Source organism: Paenibacillus sp. FSL R5-0928, from assembly GCF_037970385.1.
Classification (GTDB): Bacteria; Bacillota; Bacilli; order Paenibacillales; family Paenibacillaceae; genus Paenibacillus_AQ; species Paenibacillus_AQ odorifer.
Window position 1 is genome coordinate 3735407 of record NZ_CP150225.1, and the last position, 24475, is coordinate 3759881.

The window sequence follows — 24475 nt, forward strand, 5'->3', positions numbered from 1 at the left end:
CTATATATAAAGGAGGTGTGATCTGTGAAGAGGAAATCCAGTCTGATTTCTCAACAAATGTCTTCACAAAGGAAAAACATGGCTCTCCTCGCAATCATTTCGCTCGGGCTTGGTATAGCTATTGTGAGTCAGGCTGGACTGCTTGCTGAAGCAGTCCAACGGATTTTTGTGGAGAGAGCTTCATTTTCATCGGTTATCCTGTTGCTCGGTATACTTCTGGCTATTATGGCTGTACGCACACTATTGTCTTATGGAAACGGTATTGTTGGCTTGCATATGGCAGCTGCTGCCAAGACAAATATGCGCGCAGCCGTGCTGCAAAACTTGACCCATGCTTCCATGCCTTCAACCCTTAGTGGACAGACGGGAGGGAAGGTCAGTATTGCTCTGGATGCTGTGGATGAGGCTGATAGTTATTTCAGTCAATACATGCCGCGTATGATGGAAGCTGCTATCATCCCGGTTCTGATTTTGGTCGTTACATTTATCCAACATGCCAACACGGGGTTCATTCTATTGTTTACTGCTCCGTTCATCCCGCTGTTCATGATTCTGGTAGGGCTGAAAACGAAGAACAAATCCGAAGAAAAATATGCGCAACTCGCTGAGTTTTCAGGGACGTTTCTGGACTCTCTTCAAGGACTGGTGACATTGAAAATATTTGGACGGGCTCACCGTCAGCAACAGGAGATTGAACGCAGTAGCTTGGGTTATCGTGATGCCACGATGGGTATTTTGAAGATTGCGTTTACGAATACATTCATGCTGGAATCAATCGTGATGCTAAGCATTGGTATTGTGGCTCTCGAACTGGCCATCCAGTTGCTTGTTTTCAAAGCTATGACGTTCCACACTGCCTTTTTCGTTTTGCTGCTCGTTCCCGAGTTTTACAACCTGTTAAAGAATACGGGAACAGCCTTTCACAGCGGCCGGACAAGTATGGGTGCGGTTCGTAAGGTGGAACAGATGCTTGAGGAAACGGCAGGGGAGAGCAGGGACGCTAATGGCATTGAAGGAGCATTAACAACCGATGGAATCGACGAGATCGACAGCATAGATAAGGTCGGGGATAGGACCGACAGAATAAGCAAACTGGAACTTGCCCATTCTGGAGACCTTTTAATACCACCGTCTATCGTAATTGACCAACTTCGGTTTCAGTATGCTCCAGATTCTTTCGAGCTTAAGACGGGGCGGATCAAGCTTAGCCCAGGAGAACACATTGCGATTGTTGGCAAAAGCGGTTCCGGCAAAACGACTTTGCTACATCTCATTGCCGGTCTGCTGAAACCAGAATCGGGTACGCTTCTGGTGAATGGAAGTCCACTCTCGCAATACGATGAAACCGAATGGTTCGAACATGTTAGCTACATTACACAGCATCCGTATATTTTTGCAGGCACATTTTCTGAAAATATTGCGATTGGTGCTGGTGGAAACATCTCCAGAGCTGAAATTGAGCGGGCGGGGGAGGAAGCCGGACTCGCTGCGCTTACAGCCCAATTAGAGCATGGATTTGATACCTTTGTTGGTGAAGGAGGCCGGGGACTGTCTGGTGGGGAAAAGCAGCGGCTTGCCTTAGCACGCGCTTTTTTGAAGCGTCCTGCTATCATTTTGTTTGATGAACCCACAGTTGGACTGGATTTGCACACCGAGCGGGTACTGCAACGCTCCATAGCCAAACTGGCAAAAACGGCTACGATGATTACGGTGGCTCACCGATTATATACGATTCAACAAGCCGACAAGATTTTGTTTATGGACAATGGAGTGTTGGTGGACTCGGGACGACATGACGAGCTTCTGGAGCGCCTGCCTCAGTATGCCGAGATGATTGATGTAGAGCGGAAAGGGGGGATATCCTCATGAATGAACTGGCTGTTCTGTCAAAGGCGATGATTCAGGAGCGCAAGGATATCATTCTTTCGATTTTGGGTGGATTTATCGCCGGCATAGCCGGTGTGGCACTCTTTTCTGCGAGCGGGTATCTGATTTCGCAAACGGTATTTGCGCCACCGCTTTATACTTTAATTGTACTCACCTCCATGGTCAAACTGCTGGGTCTGCTTCGGGCGGCGAGTCGTTATGGAGAACGCTTGTATTCTCACCGGGCGACATTCTCCATGCTTAGCCGTTTACGTACATCCTTTTTTGCCAAGCTTATTCCTTTAACGCCTGGTATATTGAACAAAAATCGAAGCGGGGATCTGCTTGCGCGGATCGTTGGGGATGTGGAAAGTTTGCAAAATTATTTTTTGCGAGTCGCTTATCCTCCGATCATGGTCGTCATGGTATTTTTGGCTACGGTGCTGTTTACTTCTACCTTTTCGATCTGGATTGCAGTTTTGTTTGTAATAGGTATGCTGGTAACGGCATTCGTTGTACCGGGAATTGTGTTACTCGGGCAGCGGAGAACACATGGACGCGTTCGTGAGCAGAGGGCGCAGCTGTCCACGGAAGTTACCGAAGTGTTGTACGGTTTCCGGGATTTGAAAGTATATGGTCAATTGGCACAAAGGGAGGAGCAGCTTCAGCATGCTTCCGCTGTATTGGCAACTGAACAGCAACGAGCAGCCGGGCACTTGCTGCGCGGGCAATCGATGCACACTTTTGTTACATTTCTCGTTTCCTGGGGAGTGCTGACGCTCGGCGCCTATTTAATTATGGAAGGAGCGCTTGCAGGCGTATTTCTTGCCATGTTGGTTATGGCATCACAAACCGTATTTGAAGAAGCGACGGCTATGGCCACATTACCCGCGTATAAAGAGGATAGCGAACACGCAGCCAAACGACTGACGGAAACAGTTCAGACTTTTGATGAGCAGTCTTCGCAACCAAGTGGCACATTGCCTGTTAATCATGCTGTTACGATGGAACTATCCAATGTTACATTTCAATATGAAGGGGAGTGGAGACCGGCACTCAGGGATATGTCCCTGCACATTTCACCTGGCTCCAAAACGGCAATAGTCGGGCCGAGTGGGTCAGGAAAATCAACAATTATCGAATTGCTGCTCAAACTGCGAACACCAACGGCTGGCGAGATACGATTAAACGGTATTTCGGTGAAGGAACTGGACGAGACGAGCATTTGGCAAACGGCTAATGTGGTATTTCAGCAAAGTCATTTCTTCCGGGGAACGATTCGGGACAACCTGCTGCTGAATGGAGAAGAACACGCTGACGAACAATTGTTGGATGTGCTAGCTAAAATGCAGCTGCCCGATACATCGTTGACCGATATGGTGTATGAAAAAGGGGAGAATCTGTCAGACGGCGAGAAGCAGAGGTTGGCTATGGCGCGAGCGATGCTCCGCAAAGGACGGGTATGGCTTCTGGACGAACCAACTTCATCGCTGGATTATGTGACAGAGCATCACGTATTGAAGCATCTCTACGCACAGGCGGCTAATGATACGCTTCTCCTGATTTGTCATCGGCTAACCGGATTGGAAGAGATGGACCAGATTGTGGTCATGGACCAAGGCAGGGTAGTCGAAACGGGGTCCTATTCGGAGTTGATGGGGCAAAAAGCCTATTTTTATGAGATGAAACAAATCGAACAGCAAATGATCGGAGAAGTTGAAGTGTAAATATAGACCAAACACATCAACTTGTTGCAAATGTCACTTCTCAGATTCCGATGGTTTATGCACGATTGATTCAAAAAATGGTTAAGATAATAACTAAAGGTTGATCTTGTTTGGTATTATCCCCTTCAAGTAGACACTCGAAAAAACCTGCATGTTATCATGGAGGTTCGAGTGACACTTGGAGGGGATATTTTTATGGCGAAAAAAGGACAAACATTCCAACGGAAAAGGGCCACACAAGCACCTTGCGAAGCTCGATTTAGATTGTAATGATCTTTATTGCTGTCACATTTTGGGTCGAGCTCTTCGTTGTATAGAGTGAAAGGGGGGAGACAGCTTGAATGATACGGAGTTAAATCAGATCATTGCAGATGTGTTGGATGGGAACACAGAACAATTCGAGAAAATCATGGAGATTTATCAAAAACCGATTTTTCTCTACTGTTATCACATGCTGGGCAATTATGCCGAAGCCGAGGAGAACGCACAGGAGGTATTTTTGAAGACCTTCCGCACCTTGAAAAAATATACCCAATATCAGATCGATTTTGGCGCCTGGATATACAAGATTGCCTACCATCAATGTATAGACATCATCCGTAAGCGAAAGTTGGTTAAATATTTGCCTTTCTTTTACCAGGATGATAAAGAAAATAATGAAGTCGATTTGCATATTGAAGCCAACTATTTTGATGAATCCGTACATCAGGCCATGGCAAAATTATCGGCGGAAGAGCGTAATTTGTTAATCTTACGTTGTGTCGAGGATAAAAGCTATCAGGAGATCGGATTGATTCTCGGTAAAAACAGCGCCAGCCTTCGTAAAAGGTACGAACGTACATCTGCAAAATTTCGAAAGTATTATGCTCAAGTGAAGGGAGTGGGAGTGTATGAATATGGACAGGGATCGGGATTTGAAAAAACTGTTTGATGACGCGAGCATTCCTGACGCCGACTTGACAGGAAAAGTAATGAGAATAATACATGCTAAGCCAAAAGAAAAGGAGAGGTTTTTTATGAAATATAAAGTTGTTCTGACTGCGTGTGTAGGGATGATGTTAATGGCCTCCACGGGTTATGCGGCAGTTCAATATCATTCTTTGACCAATAAGGATGGCAAAGTCGTATATGAAACGAAATCTACGAAAGATTACGAAAAAACAGAATCGAAAGATGAGGCAGCGCGGTTCAAGGCATTTTTTGAACTGAAGGAAAAGGTGCTAAAGAACGGGGAAGCTGGGCTGTTCTATTTGGTTGCCAATAACCCGAATCATCAAACAGATCTTGGAACAAAGTTGACTATCTTCCACGATTCATCTCAATTGCGTGATAAGATTACGGATCAATCCATTAAGATCGCAGACAACATCAATGGAATTTATACATTCCAGAAGGCGGACGTAATCTTTAAAAATGCTCAGGAAGTGAATCCTCCTTCTTCGGAAGAAAAAAAGAAAATGGCAGAAAAACTGAGAAAGCAGGCGGAAGAATCCAATCAGGGATATGCCATGATGCCGGTTGAAATGACAGATCAGTTTTTCCTTCTCTTTGCTACGTATAAAAATGGCGAAGATGAAATCGGGGTTGATATCACTAATCTGAGTGGAAAGAGCGACCCTACAATGTATATTGACGAAAAGGTTGAATTTAAGCAGGAGAAGATTCAAGTGAAGGGAGTAGAAATGCTGCATACAGAATTTGCTCCTTCGCAGACGCACGAGCTGAAATGGGTATACGAGAGCCCAGACAAAAAGGTGAAATACGCCTATACTTTACGTGGTGACATAAATAAAGTAAGCAAAGAAACCCTAATGAAACTTGCCCAAGGCTATTTGGAATAATAAATACAACAACAACGGGAATCTCTCCAATCCAATTGGGGAGATTCTCCTCTAGTAAGTCATAGTCCTTCTCCATTTTTTATCATAATCGTTTCTAAGCACCGATTTTAATTCCTTGGAACAATGCAAAAGAACCGCCGCTGTTCGCATCATTAGCGACAGGGCCGTTCTTTTGTTTTCATAGGTTAGCTGTAAATTGCTATTCTTGCCAAACACTCATAGGGTCCCATGGCTTGATCTGATTGTCATATTTTCCAGCCAAGAAAGCTTTCATGTCTTCCAGCTTAGCAGGCACCTCGTTCCAAACTGGAAGGGGTGGCAACCCTCGTTTGCTTTTCAATAGGATATCCACTGTAACATACAAGCGTTCTGGCTGAATCCAATGAAGGAAGCGGGAAATATCCATTTGCTTGGTCAGGGACAAGGAATCGATTTCATCATTGTAATACTTGTTGAACTCGCTGATCAGGTTCAAGAGGTAGTCTCTCTGTTCCTTCACGAAATCCAAGCCGCAAATGGCGCCATGCCCTGGAACAACGATTTCGGGTTTAATTTCATCAATAATGCGATCAAGCACTTTAACCCAATTGAGGGTTCCCTCTTCGCTGTATGCCGTACAACCATTAAACACGACATCGCCAGCGAACAGCACTTTTTCTTTTGGCATCCACAACAGTAAGTCACTATCAGAATGGGCTGGAGCTACGTTGTGAATCATAACTTCTGTATCGCCAAGACGGATGTTGATATCGTCCTTTATCTCAATACTCGGGAGCACCCATTCTACGCCTTCCAGGTCGAATCCTTCAAATTCCGCTGCAAAAAACCGCTCACCCGGAGTCGATTCCGAAGAATTCTTTCCTCTTCTGATGACGCTATCCATCCAAGCGATATTTTCGGTGAGACGCTCTCTGGAGGCTTCCTTGTGCATAATAATACAAGCATCTTCAAACACTTTGTTTCCCCAGGCGTGGTCGCTGTTATAGTGCGAGTTCACCACATATGCGGGAGAGCCGCCGTTGCTTACTTCCATAAAAACCTCCCGCATTTCCCGCGCATGGAACAAATCGAAGAACGTGTCATACACCAACCCATCACCCTTGTTGATGAATCCGGCATTGGCCCAACTGATCCCACGATACGGCGAAATACCAGCAAAGACGCCATCTGCGACTTCAAAAAATTTAACGCGAGGTTTTTGGATAATACGTCCATACTTCATAAAAATTCTCCTTTACGTATATGTTTTTAGGATAAGGCATACTGACTAAGTCATTATTATAGAGAATGAAAAGAATAAATGCAAGCGAGTACTTGCTTGCATTTATTCTATGCGATATGATAGTAAAAGAGCATGCTCACGCAAGTGGTACCTGACTGCAAAACTTGTAGTAGAATAGGATTAACATATGCAAAAGGAGAAATAAAATGCAAACTTCAGACAGAATCATTGAAGCCGCGACACAGCTCATCAAAAAGAATGGCTATCGGGGAGTAAGCACCAAAGCCATTGCAACGGAAGCTAAAGTCAATGAATCTACGATTTTTCGGCAATTTGGAAGCAAGCAAGGCATATTGGAAGCCATCATTGAAAGACATTCGGATATTCCGCAATTTGAGAAGCTGTTAAAAGAGGAAGCGACCGATAATCCGGAAGTCGATCTGCTGAATGTAAGTCAGCAGTACCGTTTATTTTTCCATAAAAATGCGGACATCATTTTGATTGGCATCCGCGACAAAGGAATGCTTCCCGAATTAGACAGAGTGCTGGCCGATCCGCCGGCGAAACTTCACTCCTTGCTGGTTGAATATTTTGAACGCTTGCAGAAGAAAAAAGTTATCGCCAGGCAGGATGAGCGTCTTGTCGCAATGTCTTTTCTCTCGATGTGTTACGGATTTCAGATGAGCGAGCTGATTCACCGGCAATATCAATCCCAATTCGTCACCGAGGAAGAGTTCTACAAGCATAGTGTCTCATTGTTTGTTAAAGGAATTTTGGCCTAGTCATAAGCATTATTGATTTATATATTGAGAAGTCTAAACTTACGTGAACAGGGATGGAGGATGCCTTTTTTGCTCATGAATGTAGTTTTTAGTAATGGAAAATAAAATACGTGGATGCATTATATAAAAAAACATGACTCATTAAATTAAGCCCAATTTTTTCTAGGGCTTTTTTTGTTTGGGACCTCAGGATTGTATTTGGTCTATACTGAAACTTTCGAGCCAGAGTTATTGTACAGCTTTAAATCAAGACAATCATGCCTATTGCATTGGAATTATCCAGGGCTGTACTTACTTAATATCTTATAAGAAATTCTTGAAATTACAGAAATTTATCCAATAGGGGGATGCTATTATACAAATACAAATAAAGACGAGGTGATGATATGCAAGCAAAATTGGCAGCGGACGCCATTCCCCTCCCCAAAAAGCGGAACTCATGGATAAGGACGATAAAAAAGTATAAAGTGATGTACGCTCTCTTGTTCCCGGCATTAGTTTACTTTGCCGTATTCAAATACATTCCTATGGCGGGAATCATTATTGCCTTTAAAAACTATAACCTAGCTTTGGGACTATGGGATAGCCCATGGGTGGGATTTAGAAATTTCACAGATTTTATGAACGGCGTTTATTTCTGGGACATCATGAGAAATACGATTATCATATCCCTGTATAAGCTGTTGTTCGGTTTCTCAGCTCCTATCATACTTGCTTTGCTGCTCAATGAAGTTTATACCCAATGGTTTAAGAAAATCGTACAAACGATCACTTATTTACCCCACTTTCTATCATGGGTCATTGTTTATGGAATGATGGTGGCATTACTAGCCCCAGGGGATGGTCTTTTTAACATGATTTTGAAGGAAACTGGAGTTGAACCCATCTCATTCCTAACGGAACCTGCCTGGGGCAGACTGCTGATCATCTTATCTGAAATATGGAAGGATATTGGATGGGGAGCGATATTGTACCTTGCAGCATTAGCAGGAATCGATCCAAGCTTATATGAAGCGGCTAGAATTGATGGCGCTTCCAAGTGGAGACAGCTATGGCATGTAACACTTCCCGGCATTCGAGGCGTTATGATTCTGATGCTGATCCTTAAATTAAGCCATATTCTGGATGCTGGTTTTGACCAAATATTCATGTTTGCCAACAGCTTTAATCAGGAGAAGATCGACATTATCGACACATGGGTATACCGTGAAGGGCTCGAGCGACTTAAGATTGGCTTGGCTACTGCTGTGGGATTATTTAAAGCGGTCATCGGATTTGTTTTAGTGTTGGCAGCGAATAAGCTCGCCAAAAAATTCGATGGGCAAATTTGGTGAGGTGGTTATCAAAATGATCAATTTGACAATCGGAGAAAAGGTCTGGCAAGCATTCGTTTATTTTATTCTTATTTTGCTAGCTCTACTTTGCTTACTACCCTTTCTATATGTGGTTGCTGTTTCAGTAACGCCAGAATCGGAAGTGCTAAGAAGAGGAATTGTTATTATACCAGAAACCTTTACCTTTCTAGCCTATAAAGAAGTATTTATTTCTCATGGTATTGGGCAGGCGTATAAAATTACATTGTTTCGAACGATTGTGGGCACTGCTCTCAATGTGTTCTTTACGGTAATCGCGGCATATCCGTTATCCAAAAAATATTTGCCGGGTCGCAGCCCATTTTTACTATTCATTGTCTTTACTATGATGTTTGGGGGAGGATTAATTCCGACTTATTTACTAGTCCGCTCTCTGGGATTGCTAAACAGCCCGTGGGTATTGATTATTCCAAATCTCATTAGTGCATTTAATCTGGTGATCATTAAAGGCTTTTTCGAGCAATTGCCTGCTGAAATCGAGGAATCAGCGAGGGTAGACGGTGCAAGTGAACTTCAGTCGCTATGGCGGATCATCTTACCTCTGTCCTTGCCCGTCCTATCCACAATTTCTTTATTTTACGCAGTCGGGCATTGGAACAGTTACTTCGATGCTATTGTTTATATCAATGATTCCAACTTAATGCCGCTTCAAGTGATCTTGCGCAACATCCTGCTTAACGTCGCAACACAAAGTGCTGATTCGCTTGCCAATACCGGAGCTGTTAGTACGTTCGCTATACAAATGGCAGCAGTTGTCGTGACTACAGTTCCGATTTTGATCGTTTACCCATTTATGCAAAAGCATTTTACCAAAGGTGTGCTCTTGGGATCGGTTAAAGGTTAAAAAGATATTCCAACCTGAGTTGTTACGGGGAAACCGTGATAATATAGAAGCAAAGGAGAGGTCATTATGCAACGTAAAGCGATTACATTTGCTATTCTGACAGCAATGGTCGGTGTGGGAACAGTATTGTCAGGCTGTGGGGAACAAAAAGAGGTTACATCGACAGCTTCGGGTAATTCACAAGGCCAGTCTAGTCCCTTTGAAACCAAATTGAAAATTTCGATGTTTAACCAAGGAACTTTCAATGCTGCTGCTCCGATTCCTCCCCGTGAAGAAGATATCCACCGCCAAATGTTGGAGAAAGCAGTAAATATCGACTTGGAAATGATGATTCCTCAATCAGGGCAAGCAACGACTAAATTAAATACGCTCATTGCTGGCGGAGATATTCCAGATTTGATCTTCTTAAAGAGCCGGGCTGATCTTGCACAATATTATGACCAGGGCGTTCTTGCGGATTTGACACCGTATCTGGATCAATTTCCTGAATTGCAGAAACGTTTTAGCAACGACTCCTGGGAGGCGATGTCCTATCAGGGAAAAACCATTGGGGTTCCAGGTTATGATAACGTAAACGGTATTAGTCGAAGCTTCTTTATCCGTAATGATTGGCTGAAAAAGCTGAATATGGAAGTGCCAACAACACCCGACGAGCTATTTGAAGTTATGAAAGCCTTTACAGAAAAAGACCCGGACGGCAATGGCAAAAATGATACGTACGGATTCATAGGCGGTATGAATAAAGAAGGTAATCTGCAAACCTACGGCTTCGATAGTTTGATGTGGATGTTTGGTGTCAATCCTCCCTCAGCCATTGATGTGAAAGACAATGAACCGGTGTTCCTGTTTACCGACCCAAAAATGAAAGAAGCACTCGCTTATATCAATAAAATGATGGAAGCTAAAGTTGTAGATCCAGACTGGGTGACGATGAATACTCCCGATTTATTGGACCAAAAGTTATTTAAGGGTAAAGTTGGCTTCATGATAAGAGATGCCCGCAGGTTGGAACCAGATTATCAGCAAAAAATGAAAGAAATCAGTGGAGAGGTGCCGGAATGGATCGTCATTCCTCCAATGACAGGTCCTTATGGTGATCAAATTGTAGAGAGAAAATCGTTCCAAGGCAATTCATGGGCCATATCCAAGAAAGCGGATAAGGACAAAATCATTCGGATCTTGTCCATGCTAAATTATCTCTTTACGGACAAAGAAGCATATCCGAATTTTGCATACGGAATTAAAGGGATTCATTGGGATTTGGTAGACGGCAAGATCAAAAATAAAACCTCCGAATTATCAAAGGAGATGAAAGAAAAGTACTTATGGGTCGATCATTATAGAATGCCGCGTCGTGGTGATGATGCTGAGTACTTCAGCTTCCAGAATCCTAAGACGGCAGAAGCTTTTGAGAACAACCAGAAATACGTGGCGGCTACGTTGCCCGGGAATTTATTGACTGAAGACCCGAACGATTCATTGGCAGCTGACCGCCAACGTTACATTAATGAAAGCTTGGTCAAATTTATGACTGGCAAAGAACCTCTTTCGAACTGGGACAATTTCCTCAATACATTGGAAACTAAGTTTGACATGCAGAAGTATAAAGACTCAGTAATCAAGCAATTTAAAGAAGCAGGCTTAATCAAGTAAATCAAGTAGAAACGGCGCCGTCCTTTTAAAGGACGGTACCGTTTCAGCGAGAAAGATAAGGAACATTTATGCGCGAAGCATATAAATTCTTATCTTTTAAACGAAGAGAGCGGCCATAATTAGCCCCTCTCTTTATTGAAATATAAGAAGGTTAAGTTTTACTTTTTACTTTATACTTTATCCTTCTATTTTTCGAAGAAACGCTTATCGTCCTTAAAAAGGACGCCGAAGGCGTTTCTTCTTATCATATGCTATTATTTGTTTATTACAGATTTAAAAGGAAGATGATCGATGCGAAGAAGAATCAGCTTGCCTTTAAAACTATTTTTTATCGTGTTTGCATTTGTATTAAGCTGCATAATCTTGATAAGCCAATTGTCTTATCGCTATGTCCAAAAGGAAATAAGAACCTCTGACATTTATTACACCAACCAAATACTTGATAAGATTGATCAGTATTTCACAGTTAATTTTTCCTCCTTCCAGACGATGCTGTTCTCGGTCGAGTCATCGGTGAAAGCCAACATTGACAATCCGGACGTGATTAAAAAGCAATTAAGAGAGCTGTATGAACTCAACAGTAATTACGTCAGTAATATTTATTTGATCAAAAGCGATTTATCTATTCTAGGCGGAAGTACACCTACCCGAATATTTGATGAACCTTTAGCTGAAAGAGAACCATTGTTTGATGCAGCTGACAAGAACAGAAGGATTACATTTGTCAGTGATCCTTACAAATCTAAATATTCCGGCTGGACAGTTACGATGGTCCGATATCTGAACAGCGCTCCGTTTCCTATGGCCATTGCGGTAGATTTAGATCTAAATGCCATTGAAGAAACCTTGTTCAAGATTAATAAAAAAGAACAAATGAATTTGGCTCTAATCACCGCATCGGGAAAAATCATTGCCGGATTTTCGGAAAATAAAGGCCCCCTGAATGTTCAAGATCATACTTTTTCAATCGGTGAAACGTCAGCGGAACAAATTCTGGATACTACAGAAACAAACCTTCAACTGCACACCAAGGAGGGGATTCAGGTCTCCCTTCTGAAAAAACCGACTGAAAAATTCAACTGGACCATCATCTCAATCAACGATGAATCACGCCTAAAAGCTGCTTTATCCAGATTGGAAACCTATTATATAGAGCTTCTAGCTGCAGGTTTTCTCTTAAGTCTGTTCGTTTCCTTCTTTATTGCCAAATATATAAGGACTCCGCTCTATGCACTCAAAACAAAAATGAAGCGGGTGGAGCAAGGCTCCCTCACAACTACAATATCGATCAACCGAAACGATGAGTTTGGAGATCTTTCCCGAGCATTCGATCGTATGCTGCAGCAAATTGTGGAACTGATTCGGGGAGCAGAGCTTCATAATGAACTTGAACGCAAGCTGGAAATTCAAGTACTGCAGTCTCAAATAAACCCTCATTTTCTGTATAACACGCTTGGTTCTATCAGCAATGTCATACGACTCGGACAAATAGAGAAAGTAGATGTGGTGATTGAGTCTCTTATTTCAATATTGGAATATGGGATAGCCGACGCTTCGGAGAAGGTATCACTGCGTCAGGAATTGCAAAATGTATCGGACTATATCGCGATCCAGAACATCCGCTATAACAGAAACTTCCACTTAATCGAAAATATCGAAGCAGGGCTAATAGATTTTCCGGTTTTTAGAATGCTGCTGCAGCCCCTTGTGGAGAATAGTATCTTCCATGGTTATAACGGTGGGGGGATCGAAGGCCCTATTACTATTCATGCGTACAGGGAGGGCGGCAATGTCATCATAGAAGTAGTTGATCAGGGCGAGGGAATTCCAACTGATAAAATAAAGCATATTTTAATTTCAGAACCGGGGGATGTGGAATTGAAAAGAAAAAGAATCGGGTTAAACAATATTCATGACCGAATCAGACTTCACTACGGAGAACAATTCGGGCTCCAAATCATAAGCATACCTAAGGAAATAACCCGGGTTCGCGCCTTATTCCCAGCAGGCTTGTTTAAAGGAGATGCATGATGATGAGAGACTACACCTGCTTCATTGTTGACGATGAAGATCTAATCATTCAGAGATTGGAATTGTTTTTTCACGAGCTCTCCCTTAGGGATAGGCGATTTCATTTAGTGGGAAAAGCGAATAATGGGCTGAAGGGGTTAGAGGAGATCGTAAAGCTTAAGCCGGATATCGTGATATCTGATATCGTTATGCCGCGAATGGATGGGATTTCCATGATTGAGCAGCTAAAGCCAAAGCTTCCCCATACCCAATTCATTCTTTTGACCGCTTATTCATCCTTTGAATACGCCCAGAGAGCTATTCAAGCCAACGTATTGGAGTACATTGTTAAGGTTCCGCTCAGGGACGCGGATTTGGATCGAGCTTTAGATAAGGCAGCCGGGATTTTAAATGAGGTAAAGAAAAAAGAAGCGGAATTTCAATCGTTAAACGTATCCGTGCTTGAAAATAAATATAGAGTCCGCAAGCAATTTTTTAACGAGCTTATCAGAGGCGAAATTCCTTCTCATCGGGCATCGGATTTTGCCAATCGCATGCAGTTCCATTTTTTTCAAGCCAACTATCGCTGCTTCATTGTCGAAATGAATATGTATGAAAGTTTCCGAAACGATTATTCAGCGTCTGATCAAAACATCTTGCGGTATGCGATTACAAATATAATCGAAGAAACGGTGATGAATGGCGGCAGTGGTGTAGCTGCGGATCTATCCGATAATCGTTTTATTGGCTTTCTTTCCTGGGAAAATAATCGTAGTGATCTGGAAACGGAATATGATTGCCAGACACTGGGGGGGCAGATCGTCTCCCATTTGCATCAATATTTGAATCAAAGGGTATCTGTCGCTTTTGGAGGTCAGCACCGAGGCTGGGAATCCATCAAACAAGCTTACACGGAAGCACAAAATGTGAGTGATGATTTCTATTATCATACAGAGAAAGTAGTAAAAACACCCATGCATCGGTTCCATTACCATAATGACAGAAAAGAAGAATTTCAGCAGAAACTGGCTGATTTTCTTGCTGGGGTGAAAAGAAAGGTTTCCAAGGAAGAGCTGGAGAAAGCATTTGCTGATCTGAACCAATTTGTTACGGACCATAAAATCCATAAGTCCATCATGGCGCCTATGCTACGAGACTTGTACAGAGACATTATTGTGAAGTTTAAATCGGGGAACAAGTTGGCCACGGAAGTAGCAGAGTTTCCCATAGAATTTTTAGCTTTTCGGGAGCAGCTTGCCTATATTGGCGACTTTACCTTCGAATATGTACACGCTGGCCAACTTTTACATCGTATAGAAATCATGAGTGCTATGCGGTTTATAGAGAAAAACCTGAAACAGCGATTAACGCTCGAGGCGATTGCCGAGGAAGTGAATTTAGCTCCATCGTATTTTAGCAGCTTATTCAAAAAAACAATGAACGAGGGCGTTATCAGCTACATCAATCGTAAAAAAATCCAATTAGCTCTCGAGCTGTTAAATGTTCAGGATTATTCTATATTGGAATTGTGCGAGGAAGTAGGAATTGTGAATGAAGGTTATTTTTGCAAATTATTTAAAGAATATACGGGTGATACTCCTAAGCAATATCGGATAAAAATGACACGGTATGAATCCAATTAAGGTTGCAAAAAATGTGTGATTTTTTCGCGAAATCATGTAAAAAAAAAGGGAGCAAAAGGATTACCATGATAGAAGGATCTAATCATGGAGGTTATCAAAATGGAGCTTATTAAAGCAGATGTAACCGTCGTCGGCGGAGGTATTGCTGGGATATGCGCTGCCATTGCTGCCGCACGCCAAGGGCTGCAAGTGTCACTTATTAATGATCGACCGGTTCTTGGGGGAAATGCGAGCAGCGAGGTCAGGGTTCATATCAACGGGTCGGCATATCTCGGAAACAGTCCATCCTATTATGCACGCGAAGGAGGGTTGGTGGAAGAACTCAAGTTGAAGATTTTCCACTATAATCCGTTATACAACAAGAAGCTGATGCTTTCGCTTTCGGATACGGTCTTGTTGGATATGGTCTATGCTGAGCCTAACATTTCTCTATTTCTGAATACATGCGTGCATGAAACGGGCATGGAGAACGGCAGAATTAAATGGGTGGAGGGCCTTCAATTGGCTTCCGAAAGGAAATTTCGTTTTGAAAGCCGAACCTATATCGATTGCTCCGGAGATGGAGTTGTCGGATATCAGGCAGGTGCTCTCTTCCGACGGGGGAGAGAAGCGAAACATGAATACAAGGAAGAATTGGCTCCTGAAGTGGCGGACCATTACACCATGGGCGATACGATCCTGTTTCAAGCCCGTGACGTAGGATATTCCGTTCCATACAAAAGACCTGGCTTTGCGTATGATATTACGAAGTTGGCCTTTTTCGATAGTATCAGAAAAGGCTTGAACCATCGGGCTTTTCCAAGAAAAATCAACGGGCTTGGCGGATTGTGGTGGCTGGAATACGGCGGACATATGGATATTATCAAAAATAATGAAGACATCGCGTTGGAACTGCGGAAATTGGTGTACGGGATTTGGGATTATCTCAAAAATAGCGGTGAATTTGATGATGTAGACAATCTCATCTTGGATTATGTATGCCCGATCCCGGGAAAGCGGGAGTCGAGGAGGTTTATTGGGGATCACATGTTGTCTCAGAACGATCTCACAGCAAAGCCGCATTTCGAAGATGCTGTATCCGTCGGTGGATGGTATATGGATTTACATGCTAATAAGGGCATCTACGATGAGGGGCCGGCTACAGCTTGGAATTTCGTGCCCGGATTGTACAATATCCCTTTCCGCAGTTTATATTCACGAAATATTCCTAATCTCTTGTTCGCTGGTCGCAATATAAGTGCTACCCATGTGGCTTTCGGATCTACAAGGGTTATGGCAACCTGCGGTTGTATGGGGCAGGCGGTTGGAACAGCTGCTTCTTTGTGCTCGAAATATGAGGTAGACCCCGCGGCCATAGTCGAAGCTCATATGGGGGAGCTGCAGGCGCTACTGCTTCGAGACGGGCAAACCATTGTAGGCCTTCAAGAAGAATTGGATCCTTACTTCGCTGACGGATTAACTATTCGTGCCTCGTCTCAGCGCAGTTATGACAATCTTCATCCAACCGAAGAGATTTCCTTGGAGAAAGGGTTATGTTTGGTCTTGCCGATTCAGACATCCGTGGCTGAAAGCGTACGGATCAAAATTAAAAATAGGTCCAAGCATTCGGAAACTCTACATGTGAAGCTGTTTGGCGGGGAACGGAAGGAAAACTACATTCCAACCAGCGAGTTGAGAGACTACCACTTGGTTATTACAGCCGGTCATGACGACTGGATTACGCTAGACTTGGACTGCAAGAAACCGGCTGACGACAAAATCTACATCATATTGGAGGGCACGGCGAGCCTTGCCATATACGGTAATGAAGAGAAATTGACAGGTGCGGTCAGCTTCCATTATAGGCCGGAAGAGCCGTCCAGGCTGAAGAAATTCAATAAGAGCATTTGCTTTAAGGACCTGATGCCAGCTCAGAATATGTATAGTCCTGAGAATGTTGTCAATGGCTACTCCAGACCTTATGGCCAACCGAACGGCTGGATTTCTGAACATTCGAAAGGACAGGAATGGTTGGAATTCTGTTTTACAAGCCCCAAAAATCTGGACGAAATCCATCTTGTTTTTAATTCGCAGCTGGATTTGGAGCATTTCAACGATCCGATCGAGTCCCTTATTCAAGATTATGATATGACCTTGACCTTAGAAGACGGAACCGATAGGACAATCATAACTCGTGGGAATTATCTCACCTTGAATAAACATAAGGTGGATGAGAAACGTGTATCCCGAATCCGGATTAATTTCTGCGCAACTTATGGTTCGCCTTATTTCGAAGTGTTTGCTGTAAAATTGTTTACTCCTAAAATCGATAAATGAGGTCAGGTGAAGTCACGATGAAGGAATTATTCCCTCGTAAAGGGCTCCCCAATATAATTCAAAAATTGGAAAATGGGGATACCGTAACAATCGTCTATTTCGGCGGCAGTAATACACGTTCTGAAGGCTACAGGGTCATGACGGCGGATTGGCTTCGTAAGCAATATCCTAAGGCGGATATCCGCTCTGTGAATGCAGGCATTGATGGGACAGGATCGGATTTGGGCTGTGCCCGTTTGGAGACAGATGTACTGCGTCATCGGCCTGATCTAGTATTTGTTGAATTTGTCGGTAACGATGGCGGAGATCCCGAATCCAAGGCGCGTATCGAAGGGATTGTCCGGCAGATCCGCAAGCGGAACCGGTTTACCGATATCCTGTTCGTTTATACGCTGAAGGAGCGGGATGTGGCCTTATTTCAGTCTGGGGAATACCAGAAGGGGGCTATAATGCAAGAGGAAGTGGCCGACTATTACGGCATTCCTTCGATTCATCTAGGCGTAGAGGTCAGTCACTTGGTGTCGGAGGGAAAACTCGTTTTTACCTCAAGGGAAGACTTGTCCATTTCCGGAGCCGTTGTTTTTACGCATGATTCGATCCATCCGACTATTCCCGAGGGACACCAGATTTACACGGATACGATCACCCGGTCATTTGAGAAAATTAGAGAACTTCAGGAGCATCCAGGAAGGTCAGTACATCACTTACCTCAGAATCCGTTAGTCCCGGCTAATCCTTGGGAGTATGCGTCCATGCTGTCACTGGATAGTTTTACCGATTTTTCCGCAGGATGGTCTTATATGACTCCCGATGATTGTGCTTTAGTGCGTGAGTACAATTGGTTGTTTCCCGGCCTGTGGCGAGCAGTCGATCCTGGAGAGGCTATTACGGTGCAGTTCGAGGGAACCCATATCGGGTTATTCGATATCGGGGGGCCAGATTCTGGCAGATTGAAGGTGTCGGTGGATGGTGGGGAACCCTTTATTGTCGATCGATTCACACTATACAACGATCATAATCGAAATCAGTATGTATTCTTGCCGGAGCTCCCGAATGGGAAACATACGGTTCGCTTTGAAGTCGATACCGAAAAGACAGACAAAGCGGCTGTGTTTGAGGCATGCGGCAATGAACGAAGTATTGAGCATGTTCGGAAGCATCCAGATTGGTATGATCAAACGGTGATCCAACTTGGGAAGTTGTTATTGGTGCAGCCGCCATTATAATTAATCATAAGGTTTTATTCAATTGAAAGACCTATATCATACTGACTGCAGTTGAGCGGCCAGTTATGATGTAGGTCTCTTTTTTAAAGGAAGACAAAGTCGTTTCTTCTTGCTTAAAATCTTATAAGAAATTCTTAAAATCAAAGAAATTTCACAGTTCTGTGACATGCTATGATAAAAACGACGGAGCGGGATTAGCCAGAAGGATACGGCTGGTTGCTTCTTTATGATCTTCGAACAAAGGAGGGTTTTATTATTTTGAAAGCGTTATCAACTTAAGGGAGGCTATGAATTGTATGATAAAAAGGAAGCTGTTTTTCTTAATCGTTTTCATCGTGACGATATTAGTTCCTTTCAGCCTAGACGGAATAAGGACCGCTTATGCAGAGACCTTACCGTATAAGACGATTATCATCGATGACGGGAGCATCACGATCAATGATGTTGTGACACCTGATGTGGGTAACGAGAACAACGGATATTCGGCTCCGAATTGGACCACAAGTACAGGGGTGAAGGGGTATGATAACTCCAGCTCCAAATATACGAGTACAGCAGGCAGAACGATATCATGGAATCCACGATTGGAAGCGGGAACGGCGAAAATTTCGTTATACAAGCTTAACTGGGAAGATAAAGCGGATAGCAATGTAAAAATTGAAATCGTCCACAATGGAACGACGGATGTTCTTTTTATGGATTTGAGACCTTCATTTGGCGCTTCTGTGGGATGGGTTGATTTGGGAGAGTACTATTTTTCTGGAGCTGGTAACGAATTCGTTAGATTAACTCGGTCTACCAGCACAACCAGCACGATACTTACTCGTGCAGATGCGGTTAAGTTCGAAGGGAATATTCAGCAAAAAGAGCCTCATAAGACGATCATCATAGATGATGGAAGCCTCACGATTGATGATGTCGTCACCACTGATGTAGATAACGCAAATAACGGGTTCTCCGCTCCTGATTGGACTACAAGTACGGGAGTGAAGGGATATAATAATTCCAGTTCGAAATTTACCGATGCAGTAGGAAGAAGCATCACATGGAATCCGCGATTAGAAGCAGGGACAGCGAAAATTTCGTTCAACAAGCTTGATTGGGCGGATAAAGCAGACAGTAACGTTAAAATCGAAATTGTTCACAATGGGATAACGGATGTCATGTTTATGGATCTGAGACCCTCGTCGGGGCCATCGGCCGGATGGGTTGATTTGGGGTCCTATTATTTCAGCGGTGATGATAGCGAATTTGTCAGACTAACTCGAACACAACCTACGACCGGAAAGATCATTACGCGAGCCGATGCGGTCAAATTTGAAGGGAATATACGGCAGCAAGCTCCACCGTTGCCTCCGCTGCGCAGCCGTACATTGGCGAATCTCAGTTACACGGAAAAAGGCAGCATCGAGAATGCCAGCTATAAAGCGACCTTTTATGAAGCAGCTTGGGATGAAGGGAAAACTATCGTTCGTGATATGTTCTACAAAGACACGGATACGGGGAACTGGGTGCCTGTCAATAATGTAGCGGAAAGACTTGAAGAACAATGGGTCTTATTGGATGGAAATGCGGGGAGTCGAACCAATTATTACGATACGATGAACAAACGTTGGATTACATTCGACGAGATCGTTTTCCCAGACAGCCACACGGCGGTATTAACCGATTCTTCACATGAAAGCGATTACGATTTACAAGTGAACTGGTCCATGTCAGGGGACAAACCTGATGTTTCCTTCGCCTTTACACCTCGCAGGGATGGCAATTATGTAATCGGTTATCAGTCCTTCACAACAGAGCAAATCTCAGGCGTCAATGAAGTGTTAAATGGTTTCAGGTCACACGACAAAATGGTAGGTTCAGTGGAATCAACAAGCTTAAGGGAACTAAGCGCTCCGATGAGTCTAATTGAGAAGAATGACGGTTCGGGGAATCCATTGACATATGGGGTATTTGTACCGTCGGATGAGCTTCCGGTTGAATTTGAACCGACGGGAGGCGTTACGAAGCAAAGGCTTGGCATGAGCCTTGTCAACAACGAAGGCAGCGTGCAGCCAATCTTGTATGCTCCTCAATTAGGGACCTATTCGCAAATGAACGCAGAAAGCACTTATCAATTTCATATGGGACTAATCGCTCAAAAAAGCAAATTGTATGAGTCCTACGCGGATATTCTTCGCAAAGAGTACGGTTATTCTGCATACAGGGAAAATGTATCAGATCAGTCGCTTACTGACGCGATGTTCAATATGATCGATTTACTTAAGATAGAGCCGCAAGGAGATGACTCTGTTGATTATGTCCCGTCACCCAGCGGGTGGTGGAGCCGTGCCAAGGGCTTTATTGACATCGAAAACGAGGATAGCGTTCGAACAAGCTCGAATGCGGTTCTTTTGGGGGCTTACTATTTGACTGGGGATGACCAGCTCTACGATACGAGAGCATTGCCGTCCGTCCAGTATGGCTTATCGCGAAATGGTATAGGCTGGTCGCCGACGCAAAAGCCAGTATACGGTGTGCCGTCGTTATGGAAAATGGCAACCTTGCCGTTTGATTTTTCAAGCGTAACCGCTGTCAATCAGATGATGGGTACTTCGGCAGGAATTGGGGCGCTGGCACAAGAAGAGTACCTCGTACGTGATCCTGACCAGAAAGACCGGGGTCCTGTTATTCAGCCCCTGATGATGTATCGTATGACGGGAGATGCCCAGTATTTACAGGCTGCCAAGGATGCAGCCGACAGCTATATCATGCAGCATATTGATACGCCTGCATCTGTTAATGTTAGTAAAAATGAGTTCATTTATTATTATAGCAAGCTGTGGATGGAGATCTTGGAGCTTTACGAGGAAACTCAGGATCCCAAATACTTGAATGCTGCTTATAAGGAAGCCAAACGGTATGCAACGATGTTCGTTGCTCGTCCGGTTCCTGAAGGTGCCGTTACGATTCCGCAGCCTGAGACGTATAATTACGCGGAGTCGTTCCATTGGCCGGAAAGTGGTAAATATCAATATCCTCGGATCAAGCTCCCAGAAGATGTAGCCGGAGGCGTACAAGCGGATAGTTGGCTTGTTTCTCCCAATGGATTGACGTTTGAAGCGGGAAGTACAACTGGCTATTATCGGATGAATGCTCAGGAAGCTCCATTCATGCTGAGATTGTCGCTCTATACTGGAGATAAACTGCTGCAGGATATTGCTCATAATGCAGTTATTGGACGATATTCTAGTTATCCAGGTTATTACTATAAGGGCTTCGCCGTTAGCCAACTTGAGCCAGAATTTCCTCTGGAAGGCCCAAGCGGGGCTACATCCATTTATTATCACCATATCCCGGGACAGCTCGGGCAAACGATGGATTATTTGATCAGCGAACAAATGTTGAAATCGAAAGGTAGTATTACATTTCCTTCTGTTTTTGAAACTAATTTTTTATGGTTCAAATATCACCTCTATGGAAATAAACCAGGGAATTTTTACGGTAATTCCGACGTTTGGCTCTGGATGCCCAAGGGGATTATTAAGACCAACCATCCTCAATTGAACTGGATAACGGGAGAGAGCGGGAATAAATTCTACATCGGGTTAAGCAACGAATCGTCAGCTGAAGTCCAGACTCCGATCGAATTGAATGCACAAATCATTGGGTTCAACCCGGCACAAGATTATACTGTAACCATCATCCGCGACAATGGCACACCAGAGCAAGCGGTTATGAGTGGCGGAATCATTCAAGCCACGGTTTCAAGCAAAGGAATAACCGCTATCATTGTAGAAGGACTCAACATTGATGTGCCGCTGCACCAGGTCAGAACTGCTGATACATCGGATGCAAGCTATTTCTTCGATATCCACAGTCCAATAGATGCGGTTAAAGGTATGCTGATCGTCAAGCCCGACGAAACGGCCTATGATGCTTATGTGCAGGCAAAAACGACAAAACCAGCGACGATCCATTATTCCTTGGATGGCGGGGCGACGTATACGACGATTCCAGATACGATTTATCCGATGGAATGGTCGATACGGGTAAACGATTTATCCCAAACCTTCACTTATTATGTGGAATCGGACGGGAAACAGACTCGCAAGCGGACACTCTATTTGCCTGATCAGGTACAAGAAACTCCGGTTCAACCGGATTGGCAGAAGGGTTCATCGATCATTGTGGATAATACGGAGGCGGAGACAGAAGGCGTCTGGATACGGGATACAACCGCTAACGACTATTACTATGATAACTATGTGTACGCCAAATCGGCTGCCGGCACAGCGACAAGCAGAATTAAATGGCAGCCTGAGCTGCCGGAAAGTGTTACTTACAGTGTGTATTACAAGCTTCCGCAAATAACCGCTACAAGTGAAAATTGGGCAACGAATGCCTCATTTACCGTTTATTATAGTGGAGGCTCCGAGACGGTTACCGTTGATGAGACAACGGCCAATGGGACTTGGGTGCACCTGGGAGATTATCCTTTTGCAGCAGGCGATAGCGGATATGTCGAGTTAACCAATAAGGCCAACAAGTCACGGGTAGTTGCCGATGCGATGATGTGGGTCGATCCAAACAGTATGCCGCAATTGGAGTCTGTGGTGATCCTGTCGGATCGGAGTGAACTGCAAATGACTCAAACCGCACAACTAAGCGTGACCGGCTATTTGGATAACGGTCTGATTGGTGATCTATCACAGGCAAATGTGCAATATTTCGTTGATCGAACCGATCTGGCTGAAGTGGACAGTAGCGGTATGTTGACCCTTCTAAGTCTCGACGGAGAAACGGATCATATTGAGGTATGGGCCACTGTAACGATTGACGGGGTGACCTTAACAACGCCGTCTTTGACAATTGCGATCAGGGACTTAACGGTTATTGTCGACAGCACGAATACGAATGGGTTATACACGACAGAAGGATCTTGGAGCCAAAGCAATTTAGCCGGATACAAAATTGGGGTTAAGTCCCGTTACTCTACCGTGCAAGGATCATCAGCGACGTGGAAAGGCCAGTTCCCAGAGGGGAAATATACGGTCTCCATCTACAAGCTCGTCCATACGACGGCAAACGATAATTATGTCAAAGTAGAAGTGAAGCATCAGTCGGTTACCGAGGTCACGTATATTGATGCAACCGTCGGCTCCTCAGGTTGGGTTAATCTAGGAACGTTCGACTTTACTGGAGACGGCAGCGAGTATGTTCGTCTAACCAGGGTTACTCCGACAACGGTAGATCCGCCAACTCTACCTGCCGATATGATTTATACGAGGGCTGATGCAGTCAAGTTCGAACGGCATTCCGTTAGCCCGGAATTGCTTGCAAATGGGGTGCCAGGTAAACCGGCACTTTCGAATAATAGCGGTGTTGCCACAGGCATAAATGATGGCAATTACGAAGTTACGATGAATATGTGGTGGGGAAACAATGGCTCACTGTATAAGTTGTACGAGAATGGCCAATTGATCCAAACGAAGTCACTGGCCGATGTTTCGCCTGCTGCCCAGACTTCCATTATTCCTATTCAAGGAAAGCCGAATGGAACCTATGTGTATACATGTGAGTTATCGAATTTGTATGGAACGACTTCATGTGATCCACACACCGTCACCGTGACTGAGGCGAATCCCGGCAAACCTGTGTTGTCTAGTGACAACTGGGATCAAGATGGGGACTATAACATTACTGCTAATATGTGGTGGGGCACGAACGCAGCACAATATCGATTATATGAAAATGGCGAACTCATTGAAACGCAATCTTTATCTTCACAAACACCAAGTGCTCAATCGGCCATTACACAAATCTCAGGGAAAACTCCTGGCATTTATCAATATCACTGTGAGTTTATGAATGGAAGTGGAACTACGGAAAGTGATACTATACAGATTATTGTAAAATAAACCTATGAGCTGAGTGGATGAGAACGATCCATTCGGCTTTTTATTTCTAGGAATTTAGTATTGAATTAT

Annotated in this window: 14 protein-coding genes; 13 read left to right on the forward strand and 1 reads right to left on the reverse strand. The window is 43.9% G+C overall.

Annotation, left to right across the window (positions count from 1 at the left end):
• Nucleotides 1-24: 24 nt before the first annotated feature.
• The 4 genes from cydD (at nt 25) to MKZ16_RS16750 (ending at nt 5434) form a co-directional block, all read left to right on the forward strand.
• Nucleotides 25-1869 (forward strand): thiol reductant ABC exporter subunit CydD, encoded by a 1845-nt coding sequence (gene cydD / locus MKZ16_RS16735; RefSeq protein ID WP_076106652.1) that lies wholly within the window; start codon nt 25-27, stop codon nt 1867-1869.
• Nucleotides 1866-3593 carry a thiol reductant ABC exporter subunit CydC gene (cydC, locus tag MKZ16_RS16740; protein WP_076106654.1) on the forward strand — a complete coding sequence of 576 codons (1728 nt, stop codon included), beginning with the start codon at nt 1866-1868 and terminating at the stop codon, nt 3591-3593. The genes cydD and cydC overlap by 4 nt, the downstream gene beginning before the upstream one ends.
• Nucleotides 3594-3930: 337 nt before the next feature.
• Nucleotides 3931-4524: a sigma-70 family RNA polymerase sigma factor gene (locus tag MKZ16_RS16745; RefSeq protein ID WP_076099133.1), complete on the forward strand. Its 594-nt coding sequence runs from the start codon at nt 3931-3933 to the stop codon at nt 4522-4524.
• Between the two features lie 85 nt (nt 4525-4609).
• A complete protein-coding gene (locus tag MKZ16_RS16750; protein WP_076099132.1) occupies nt 4610-5434 on the forward strand; it encodes a hypothetical protein in 825 nt (274 codons plus the stop codon).
• A 199-nt stretch (nt 5435-5633) separates the two neighbouring features.
• On the opposite strand, the gene MKZ16_RS16755 is transcribed toward MKZ16_RS16750, so the two are convergent.
• Complete coding sequence (locus tag MKZ16_RS16755; protein ID WP_076106656.1) at nt 5634-6656, reverse strand: MBL fold metallo-hydrolase; 1023 nt, start codon at nt 6654-6656, stop codon at nt 5634-5636.
• 206 nt (nt 6657-6862) lie between these two features.
• On the opposite strand from MKZ16_RS16755, the gene MKZ16_RS16760 reads away from it, so the two are divergent.
• The 9 genes from MKZ16_RS16760 (at nt 6863) to MKZ16_RS16800 (ending at nt 24406) form a co-directional block, all read left to right on the forward strand.
• Nucleotides 6863-7438 (forward strand): TetR/AcrR family transcriptional regulator, encoded by a 576-nt coding sequence (locus tag MKZ16_RS16760; RefSeq protein ID WP_036677083.1) that lies wholly within the window; start codon nt 6863-6865, stop codon nt 7436-7438.
• Nucleotides 7439-7824: 386 nt separating this feature from the next.
• On the forward strand, nt 7825-8772 hold the full coding sequence (locus MKZ16_RS16765) for an ABC transporter permease subunit (RefSeq protein WP_036677080.1): 948 nt from the start codon (nt 7825-7827) through the stop codon (nt 8770-8772).
• Nucleotides 8773-8785: 13 nt separating this feature from the next.
• The gene (locus MKZ16_RS16770; protein WP_036677077.1) at nt 8786-9655 is read left to right on the forward strand and encodes a carbohydrate ABC transporter permease; all 870 of its coding nucleotides are present in this window, start codon (nt 8786-8788) and stop codon (nt 9653-9655) included.
• A 66-nt stretch (nt 9656-9721) separates the two neighbouring features.
• The gene (locus MKZ16_RS16775) at nt 9722-11308 is read left to right on the forward strand and encodes an extracellular solute-binding protein (protein ID WP_076106658.1); all 1587 of its coding nucleotides are present in this window, start codon (nt 9722-9724) and stop codon (nt 11306-11308) included.
• A 291-nt stretch (nt 11309-11599) separates the two neighbouring features.
• Nucleotides 11600-13339, forward strand: a complete 1740-nt coding sequence (locus MKZ16_RS16780; RefSeq protein WP_076106660.1) for a histidine kinase — start codon at nt 11600-11602, stop codon at nt 13337-13339.
• A gap of 2 nt (nt 13340-13341) precedes the next feature.
• Nucleotides 13342-14961, forward strand: a complete 1620-nt coding sequence (locus tag MKZ16_RS16785; protein WP_256715539.1) for a response regulator — start codon at nt 13342-13344, stop codon at nt 14959-14961.
• An 84-nt stretch (nt 14962-15045) separates the two neighbouring features.
• Nucleotides 15046-17277: an FAD-dependent oxidoreductase gene (locus MKZ16_RS16790; RefSeq protein ID WP_076106662.1), complete on the forward strand. Its 2232-nt coding sequence runs from the start codon at nt 15046-15048 to the stop codon at nt 17275-17277.
• Between the two features lie 17 nt (nt 17278-17294).
• Entirely contained in the window at nt 17295-18503 is a 1209-nt protein-coding gene (locus tag MKZ16_RS16795; RefSeq protein WP_076106663.1) for an SGNH/GDSL hydrolase family protein, read from the forward strand.
• Nucleotides 18504-18799: 296 nt separating this feature from the next.
• Nucleotides 18800-24406, forward strand: a complete 5607-nt coding sequence (locus tag MKZ16_RS16800; RefSeq protein ID WP_076106665.1) for a hypothetical protein — start codon at nt 18800-18802, stop codon at nt 24404-24406.
• Nucleotides 24407-24475: the final 69 nt, after the last annotated feature.

Coding starts and splice junctions, on each gene's coding strand:
- MKZ16_RS16775 (WP_076106658.1), top strand. CDS start 9,722: ATGCAACGTAAAGCGATTACATTTGCTATTCTGACAGCAATGGTCGGT.
- MKZ16_RS16800 (WP_076106665.1), top strand. CDS start 18,800: ATGATAAAAAGGAAGCTGTTTTTCTTAATCGTTTTCATCGTGACGATA.
- MKZ16_RS16765 (WP_036677080.1), top strand. CDS start 7,825: ATGCAAGCAAAATTGGCAGCGGACGCCATTCCCCTCCCCAAAAAGCGG.
- MKZ16_RS16755 (WP_076106656.1), bottom strand. CDS start 6,656: ATGAAGTATGGACGTATTATCCAAAAACCTCGCGTTAAATTTTTTGAA.
- MKZ16_RS16760 (WP_036677083.1), top strand. CDS start 6,863: ATGCAAACTTCAGACAGAATCATTGAAGCCGCGACACAGCTCATCAAA.
- MKZ16_RS16770 (WP_036677077.1), top strand. CDS start 8,786: ATGATCAATTTGACAATCGGAGAAAAGGTCTGGCAAGCATTCGTTTAT.
- MKZ16_RS16790 (WP_076106662.1), top strand. CDS start 15,046: ATGGAGGTTATCAAAATGGAGCTTATTAAAGCAGATGTAACCGTCGTC.
- MKZ16_RS16780 (WP_076106660.1), top strand. CDS start 11,600: ATGCGAAGAAGAATCAGCTTGCCTTTAAAACTATTTTTTATCGTGTTT.
- cydC (WP_076106654.1), top strand. CDS start 1,866: ATGAATGAACTGGCTGTTCTGTCAAAGGCGATGATTCAGGAGCGCAAG.
- MKZ16_RS16785 (WP_256715539.1), top strand. CDS start 13,342: ATGAGAGACTACACCTGCTTCATTGTTGACGATGAAGATCTAATCATT.
- MKZ16_RS16750 (WP_076099132.1), top strand. CDS start 4,610: ATGAAATATAAAGTTGTTCTGACTGCGTGTGTAGGGATGATGTTAATG.
- MKZ16_RS16795 (WP_076106663.1), top strand. CDS start 17,295: ATGAAGGAATTATTCCCTCGTAAAGGGCTCCCCAATATAATTCAAAAA.